Annotated in this window: 6 protein-coding genes; 4 read left to right on the plus strand and 2 right to left on the minus strand. The window is 72.6% G+C overall.

The annotated features are described in order from the left end of the window. The 4 genes from VN520_RS35085 to VN520_RS35100 all read left to right on the plus strand — a co-directional run. Positions 1 to 1,085, plus strand: a 1,085-nt coding sequence (locus VN520_RS35085) for an LAETG motif-containing sortase-dependent surface protein (RefSeq protein WP_325750997.1), incomplete at its 5' end; no start/stop codon positions are given. Between the two features lie 207 nt (positions 1,086 to 1,292). After that, positions 1,293 to 2,957 carry an energy-dependent translational throttle protein EttA gene (ettA, locus tag VN520_RS35090; RefSeq protein WP_325750998.1) on the plus strand — a complete coding sequence of 555 codons (1,665 nt, stop codon included), beginning with the start codon at positions 1,293 to 1,295 and terminating at the stop codon, positions 2,955 to 2,957. 5 nt (positions 2,958 to 2,962) lie between these two features. Continuing rightward, a complete protein-coding gene (locus tag VN520_RS35095; protein ID WP_325750999.1) occupies positions 2,963 to 3,385 on the plus strand; it encodes a thioesterase family protein in 423 nt (140 codons plus the stop codon). Then, positions 3,382 to 4,077: a hypothetical protein gene (locus VN520_RS35100; protein ID WP_325751000.1), complete on the plus strand. Its 696-nt coding sequence runs from the start codon at positions 3,382 to 3,384 to the stop codon at positions 4,075 to 4,077. The genes VN520_RS35095 and VN520_RS35100 overlap by 4 nt, the downstream gene beginning before the upstream one ends. A 111-nt stretch (positions 4,078 to 4,188) precedes the next feature. Here the strand turns inward: VN520_RS35100 and VN520_RS35105 are convergent, their stop codons facing one another. Then, positions 4,189 to 5,142: an ABC transporter ATP-binding protein gene (locus tag VN520_RS35105; RefSeq protein ID WP_325751001.1), complete on the minus strand. Its 954-nt coding sequence runs from the start codon at positions 5,140 to 5,142 to the stop codon at positions 4,189 to 4,191. Further along, positions 5,139 to 7,852, minus strand: a 2,714-nt coding sequence (locus VN520_RS35110) for an FtsX-like permease family protein (RefSeq protein WP_325751002.1), incomplete at its 5' end; no start/stop codon positions are given. The genes VN520_RS35105 and VN520_RS35110, both read right to left, overlap by 4 nt.

The raw sequence follows: 7,852 nt of genomic DNA on the forward strand, positions 1-7,852 counted from the left end.
AGACCTCGCTCGGCGCCAACGGGAGCGCCGGCAAGATCCGCTGGATCCTGCAGCACTCGTACCCGCAGGTCGACGACCTCGCAGAGCTCGCCGACGAGGCCGGCACCGGGCCGCTCACCCCGAAGACGGCGGCCGCGGGCACCCAGGTCGCGATCTGGCGCTTCTCGGACAAGGCCGATGTCGAGGCCAAGGACGCGCACGCGGAGAAGCTGGCCGACTGGCTCGAGAAGACGGCGCAGAGCGTCGCGGAGCCCAAGGCCTCCGTGGCCCTGGAGCCCGCCGCGGTCTCCGGCAAGGCCGGTGAGCGGGTCGGCCCGGTCACCGTCCGTACCGACGCCGGCCAGGTCTCCGTGACCCCGCCCGCCGACGCCGCCGCAGGCGGGGTGAAGGTCACCGACAAGGACGGCAAGCCCGTCACCGAGGCGACCGACGGCTCCGGCCTCTACTTCGACATCCCCGAGGGCGCTGCGGACGGCTCGGCCTCGCTGACCGTCCAGGCCACCACGTCCGTGCCCGTGGGCCGGGTCTTCGCCGGGCTGACCAAGAGCCAGACCATGATCCTCGCTGGCTCCAGCGAGTCCACGGTCAGCGCGACGGCGAGCGCCACCTGGGCGGAGAAGGGCGCGGTGCCCGCGCTCACCGCGCGGAAGAACTGCGCCAAGGGCGGCGTGGACATCACGGCGGGCAACGAGGGCGACGAGGCGTTCACCTTCGAGCTGGCCGGCACCGAGCACACCATCGCGGCCGGTGAGACCCGCACGGTGACGATCCCGGTCGCCGAGGACCAGGCGTACGACTTCACGATCACCGTCCCCGGCGGCTTCAGCAAGAACTTCAGGGGCGTGCTGGACTGCGCGACCGCCGGCGCCCCCGCTCCGGGCGACGACATCACCACCCAGAGCGGCGCCGAGCCCGTGCCCGCCGGGACCGGCATCGGCACCGCGGGTGCCGAGGGTGACCTCGCCGCGACCGGCGGTTCCAGCGCCACCCCGGTCATCGCGGGTGTCGCCATCGCCCTCGTCGTCCTCGGCGGCGGCGCGGTCTTCCTGCTCCGCCGGAAGAAGCCGCAGGGCAGCGGTGAGTGACTGAGCACGGGCGCAGCGGGAAGGCGCCGGTGAAAGGCCTGGTACGGACCCCCGTGCCAGGCCTTTCGCGTCACCGGGCCGTGCCCGGCGGCCCGGACGGACGGTGCCGGGACCGTTCCGGGGGCCGGACTGGTTTCCGTCCGGGCGCGTGCGTCAGGCAAGATGGGTGTATCTGCCCACACCTCTATTGCTGCCGGACGGTTTCTCTTGGCTGAGTTCATCTACACCATGCGCAAGACGCGCAAGGCGCACGGCGACAAGGTGATTCTCGATGACGTCACCCTGAACTTCCTGCCCGGCGCGAAGATCGGTGTCGTGGGGCCCAACGGTGCCGGTAAGTCCACGGTGCTGAAGATCATGGCGGGCCTGGAGCAGCCGTCCAACGGCGACGCCTTCCTGTCGCCCGGGTTCAGCGTCGGCATCCTCATGCAGGAGCCGGAACTCGACGAGAGCAAGACCGTCCTGGAGAACGTCCAGGACGGCGCCGCCGAGATCATGGGCAAGCTCAAGCGCTTCAACGAGGTCGCCGAGCTCATGGCGACCGACTACTCCGACGCGCTCATGGACGAGATGGGCAAGCTCCAGGAGGACCTGGACCACGCGAACGCGTGGGACCTCGACGCCCAGCTGGAGCAGGCCATGGACGCCCTGGGCTGCCCGCCCGGCGACTGGCCCGTGGTGAACCTCTCCGGTGGCGAGAAGCGCCGCGTGGCGCTCTGCAAGCTCCTCATCGAGGCCCCGGACCTGCTCCTCCTCGACGAGCCCACCAACCACCTCGACGCCGAGTCGGTGAACTGGCTGGAGCAGCACCTCTCGAAGTACGCGGGCGCCGTCGTCGCCGTCACGCACGACCGGTACTTCCTGAACAACGTCGCCGAGTGGATCCTCGAACTCGACCGGGGCCGCGCGCTGCCCTACGAGGGCAACTACTCCACCTACCTCGACAAGAAGGCCGCCCGCCTCAAGGTCGAGGGCCGCAAGGACGAGAAGCGCGCCAAGCGGCTCAAGGAAGAGCTGGAGTGGGTCCGCTCCAACGCCAAGGGCCGTCAGACCAAGTCCAAGGCGCGTCTCGCCCGGTACGAGGAGATGGCGGCCGAGGCGGACAAGATGCGGAAGCTGGACTTCGAGGAGATCCAGATCCCGCCGGGCCCGCGGCTCGGTTCCATCGTCGTCGAGGTCGAGAACCTCTCGAAGGCCTTCGGCGACAAGGTCCTCATCGACGACCTGTCGTTCACGCTGCCGCGCAACGGCATCGTCGGCGTCATCGGTCCGAACGGCGCGGGCAAGACCACGCTGTTCAAGATGATCCAGGGCCTGGAGACCCCCGACTCCGGCGCCATCAAGGTCGGCGACACGGTCAAGATCTCCTACGTCGACCAGTCCCGCGCCAACATCGACCCGAAGAAGACCCTCTGGGCCGTCGTGTCGGACGAGCTGGACTACATCAACGTCGGCCAGGTCGAGATGCCCTCGCGGGCGTACGTCTCCGCGTTCGGCTTCAAGGGCCCGGACCAGCAGAAGCCGGCCGGCGTCCTGTCCGGTGGTGAGCGCAACCGCCTCAACCTGGCGCTGACGCTCAAGGAGGGCGGCAACCTGCTGCTCCTCGACGAGCCCACCAACGACCTCGACGTCGAGACCCTGTCCTCGCTCGAGAACGCGCTGCTGGAGTTCCCCGGAGCCGCTGTGGTCATCTCCCACGACCGCTGGTTCCTGGACCGCGTCGCCACGCACATCCTGGCGTACGAGGGCGACTCCAAGTGGTACTGGTTCGAGGGCAACTTCGAGTCGTACGAGAAGAACAAGATCGAGCGCCTCGGCGCGGACGCGGCCCGCCCGCACCGTGCCACGTACAAGAAGCTCACGCGAGGCTGATCGACTTGGCCCGTCACATCTACAGCTGCCCGCTGCGCTGGTCGGACATGGATGCCTTCGGCCACGTGAACAACGTGGTCTTCCTCCGCTACCTGGAGGAGGCGCGCATCGACTTCATGTTCCGGCTGGCGCCGGGGGACGGTTCGCCGTCCTTCTCCGGCGGTTCCGTCGTGGCCCGGCACGAGATCGACTACGTGCGGCCGCTGGTCCACCGGCACGCGCCGGTGACCATCGAGTCATGGGTCACGAAGATCACCGCGGCGTCGCTGACGATCGCCTACGAGGTCAAGGACCCCGAGCAGGTGTACGTACGGGCATCGACGATCGTCGTGCCCTACAACCTGGCCGAGGAGCGGCCCCGGCGGATCACCGCCGAGGAGAAGCTCTTCCTGCAGGAGTACCTCGACCAGGAGCCCGCCGTCGCATGACAGTGCCCGTACGGTCGCTGCGGTTCGCCGACGCGAGGGAGGCCGCGGATCTCGCCGCCTTCCTCGGCCGGCTGCTGCACTACGACCGGGCCGCCGCCGTCCGCCTCCAGGCGGGCGGCGGCGCGCTGGCCGTCTTCGGCAGGCCGCCGTCGTTCGAGGTCCTCGCGATCCGGACGGTCCGGCTGGCCGGGTCCCACACCTTCGACGTCACGGTCTCGGCCGGTGAACTCCTCGAAGCGCTGAACACGGACGGGGACGACGCGGCGGCCGGCCTGAGCGCCCTGCCGACGCCCGTCACCGGGCCGCCGTGGGCCGGCCTGCTGCCGCCGCGCGGCGGCTGGCAGGAGCGCCCCGGACTGCCGGGCCCCGTCGACCTGTGCACCGGGCTCGCCGATGCCGTGGCCGAATTCCGGGCCCGCGACGCGGCACTGCCCGAGGACCGGCGTACCCGGGCGGAACGCGACCTGATCGGCCGCGACATCTGGTCCCGGACGGTCGGCGGCACGGGGCTCCCGCTGCGTGCCGTGCACGCCGCCCAGTCCCTGGGCTTCCTGCGCCCGGCCCCCGGCTTCCCCGTCGCGCTGCTCGCGGCCGGTGCCTGGCTGCGGCTGCGCACGCCGTTCGGCTCGATCGCCCTGCGCGGTCCGGGGGGCGGCCTCGGCACGCTCGCCGTGACGGTCGGCACCGCCTGAAGACCTCGTCGAGGAGCGTCCGAAGACCTCTTGGCGAGGCGTTCGAAGGCCTTTTCGTAGGGCGCCCGGAGGCCTCTTCGAGGGGTGTGCGGAGGCCTCTTCGAGGGGGGCCTACTCCTTCGGCGCGTCCGGCCACACCCCGATGTGGTCCCGCTCCAGCTCCAGCATCACCCGGTGCTCCATCCCCAGCGCCTCGGTGTAGTCCGCGGGCAGTTGCAGCCGGCCCGCCCGGTCGAGCATCGCGTACTCCCGCGCCACCTGGGACTCCTGCCCCGTCGCGGCGTCCACCTCGGTGCGCCGCAGCACCTCGGACGACGTACGGCCGTCGCGGATCGCGACCGTGCGGCGCACCTCGTCCGCCACCGCCTGGTCGTGGGTGACGATCACGATCGTCGTGCCGAGTTCCTCGTTGGCACGGCGGAACGCGGCGAACACCTGCTCACCGGTCGCAGAGTCCAGCTCACCGGTCGGCTCGTCGGCGAGCAGCACCGAAGGCATGTTCGCCAGGGCCACCGCGATCGCCACCCGCTGCTGCTGGCCGCCGGACATCTGGGCGGGACGGCGGTCGCGGCAGTCCGCGACCTCCAGCATCTCCAGCAACGACTCGGCCCGTGCGGCCCGTTCGCGCTTCCGGCCGCCGCGCAGCTGCATGGGGAGCGTGACGTTCTGTACGGCGGTCAGGTACGACAGCAGATTGCGGGAGGTCTGCTGCCACACGAAGCCGACGATGTCGCGGCGGTAGCGCAGCCGCTCCTTCTGCCCCATCGCCAGCAGGTCGCAGCCCGCCACCTTCGCCGACCCGGCCGTGGGGACGTCCAGGCCGGCCAGGATGTTCATCAGGGTCGACTTCCCGCTGCCCGACGCACCGACCAGAGCCATCAGCTCACCCCGGGCGACCAGCAGGTCGAGCCCTTGGAGCGCCTGTACCTCCACCCCGTCCGCGGAGAAGACGCGCACCAGCCGGTCGCAGGCGATCAGGGCGTCATGCCCGTACGACGGCCGGTCCCGGCGTGCGGCGGCCCGCTGTTCGAGTTCCGCCAGGGTGGTCTGTGTCGACGATGTCACCGGGTGTCTCCTGCCCTGAGTTCCTTGATCGATCCACGACGGCTCGCCCACCACGCCTGGACACCGGCCACGGCGGCGGCGAGGAGGACCACACCGGCCGCCGGGAGGACCAGCGACCGGATGTCGGCACGCAACGAAGCGGTGTGCGGTGCCGAGGGGTCACCGCCGGCCAGTGCCAGCGCGCCCAGGTCGATACCGGGCGCCAGCAGGGCGATGGTCGCCCAGCCGACGAGGAGCCCGCCGAACGCGGCCATCAGCGCCTGCGGCATCGCCTCGCACGCGAGCAGCCGCCGTCCCTGGCGGGTGGTGAGCCCCATGGTGCGCAGCCGGGCCAGGAGCGTGGTGCGCTCCGGTGCGGTCTGCAGCAGGGAGAGAAGCACGGCGAGCAGCGCGTAACCGGCGCCCGCCACGACGGCCGCCCCGTAGATCCCTTCGGCACCCGTCTGCATCGGGGTGTCCACGAACCTCTCGCGCTCCGCGGTCCGCAGCCGCACCCCGAACCCCGGCCCCGCCTCACGCGCGGCGGCCCGCAGCTCCTGCCCGTCGAGCGAGGATCCGGTGACCAGCAGTGTCGTGGGATCCCCGGGCGCGAGCCCTTTCGCGTCGACGACCAGGAACTCCGCATCGCTCACCGCGGAGGTGCGCGAGATCACCCCGGCCACCCGCACCGTGAGGTCCCCCGCCTGCGACCGGACGGTGCGGGGCCGCTCACCGAGCTGCTCCGCGAGGGCGGGCGACACGATCGCGGGAAGCACCCCGTCCCGCCCCGGCCCGCTCCTCAGCGGGGCCGTGGGGAAGGCCGGCAGCCCGGTGCCGCGCGCCAGTCGTGCGTACGACTCCGGCTCGACGCCCAGCAGGGTCGCACGCTTCGTGTCCGACCTGGTGTCCCGGGCGGACGCCAGCGGGGTCCCGTACTCGATGCGCACGGGTGTGACGTCCTGGACGCCGTCCACCGCCCGCACCCGGCGGACGGTGCCCTCCGGCACCGGGGAGAGCCCGCCCTCCCCGCTGATCCGGGCGTCCGCGCCGACGGCCCGCAGCGCCGCGTCGTCGCGGGCGTCCGCGACCCCCGCGAGGACCGAGCCGCCGAACGCCGCCGTGGTCAGCGCGATCAGCAGGGCCAGCAGGGGCAGCGTGCCGCTCGACGAGGCCCGGCCCGCCCGGGCCAGCGACAGGAAGCCGACCGCCCCCCGCAGCCGCGCCACGGGCCGGGCCGCCAGCCGCAGGGGCAGCGGATACAGCCGTACGAGCACGAGCGCGGCGATCAGCCCCACCAGGACGGGCGCGGCACTGACCAGCAGATCGACGCCCGAGCCCGACGACGTACCCCGGCGGCGCAGCGCCGCGACCGCGCCGGCCGCGAGGACCAGCACGGTCAGCTCGACGACCGTACGGCGCCTGCTGGGCCTGGAGTCCGCCAGGTCGTCGCGGGCGCCGTGCAGCAGTGGCCTGCGGTGCTGCACGGCCGTACGGAGGGGCAGTGCCGCGCAGACGAGCACCGCGACGGCGGCGGCACCGGCCAGGGCGGGCAGCAACCGGGCCTCGCGGACGAGCAGCACGGCCGGCAGCAGACCGAGCGCCGCCGCGGGCAGCACGGCCACCGCCGTCTCTGCCAGCAGCCGCCCGCCGATGCCCCGCAGCGAGCCTCCGCGGGCACGCAGCAGGGCCAGCTCCTGGTGACGGCGGGCGCTGATCAGCCCGCCCGTCATCAGGAGGACGACGGCGGCGACCGCCCCGATCCCGACCGCTGCGACCGTGACGACGGGGGCGATGGCGGTGCGCATCGCCGTGTAGGCGCCGAGGATCGCGTCCAGGTGCGTGGTGACCGTCGTGTTGGGCCCCACTGCGGCACGCAGCTTCAGCAGCCCGGGGCCGTTCTCCAGCGTGGCGACGGCGTCCCGCAGCCGGGGGGCGTCGGCCGCGGTGAGGCCGGTGGCGTCCGGAGCGAGGCGCCAGTACAGCTCGGGCTCACCCGTCGTGTCCAGCAGCGCCGGCCCGGTGTCCTCCGCCAGGAGCAGGGTCGCCGTCCAGTAGAGGACCGGCGTCGGGGAACCCGGGTCCTGGATCAGCGACGGGGCGCGGTAGAGGGGATCGACCGCCCAGTAGCCGCTCTCCGGGTGCAGCGGTCTCACCAGGCCCGTGATCCGCACGGTCAGCGGCTTCCCGCTCTGGGTGGGCACCGCGAGCGTGGAACCCGGCTTCATCCTCAGCTCCGCCGCGGTCTCCTCGGTGACGGCCGCCTCCACCTCGCCGGTGCCGGCGGCCCCCTCGCCGCGCGCGACGGGCCAGCGGCCCGCAGCCAGCCTGCTGTGTTCGCCGAGCGCCGACGGGACGGCGTAATGCAGCTGCGGGGGCATCGCGTCGGGACGGGGCAGCCAGGGCTCCTGGGCGACGATCGGCTTCGTCGTGTGCACCCCGTAGGAGGAGAGCCGCGGATCCGTGCGCAGAGGTGCGGGAAGCGCCTTCACCAGCGTGCGGTCGCCGCCGGCCAGTGACTCCTCCCTCATGGCCTGCTCCCGCACCGGACGCGGCGCGGCGAGGGAGGGCGGCGGCGTCGTCACTTCGAGGACGCTCTGCCCGGGAGGGGCGGTCGTGATGTCGTGGCGCAGCGCCTTCGCCCCGTACGCGTCCACGGCCCGCGGGAACGCGGCGGCGAGGAAGGCGGTCAGGAACACCAGGACCGCGAGGGCGGCACAGACGCCGGGGGCGG

The sequence above is a fragment of the Streptomyces sp. genome, assembly GCF_035563135.1.
Classification (GTDB): domain Bacteria; phylum Actinomycetota; class Actinomycetes; order Streptomycetales; family Streptomycetaceae; genus Streptomyces.

Excerpts from the sequence above, each read along its gene's own strand:
- VN520_RS35100 (WP_325751000.1), top strand. The coding sequence starts at position 3,382 with ATGACAGTGCCCGTACGGTCGCTGCGGTTCGCCGACGCGAGGGAGGCC.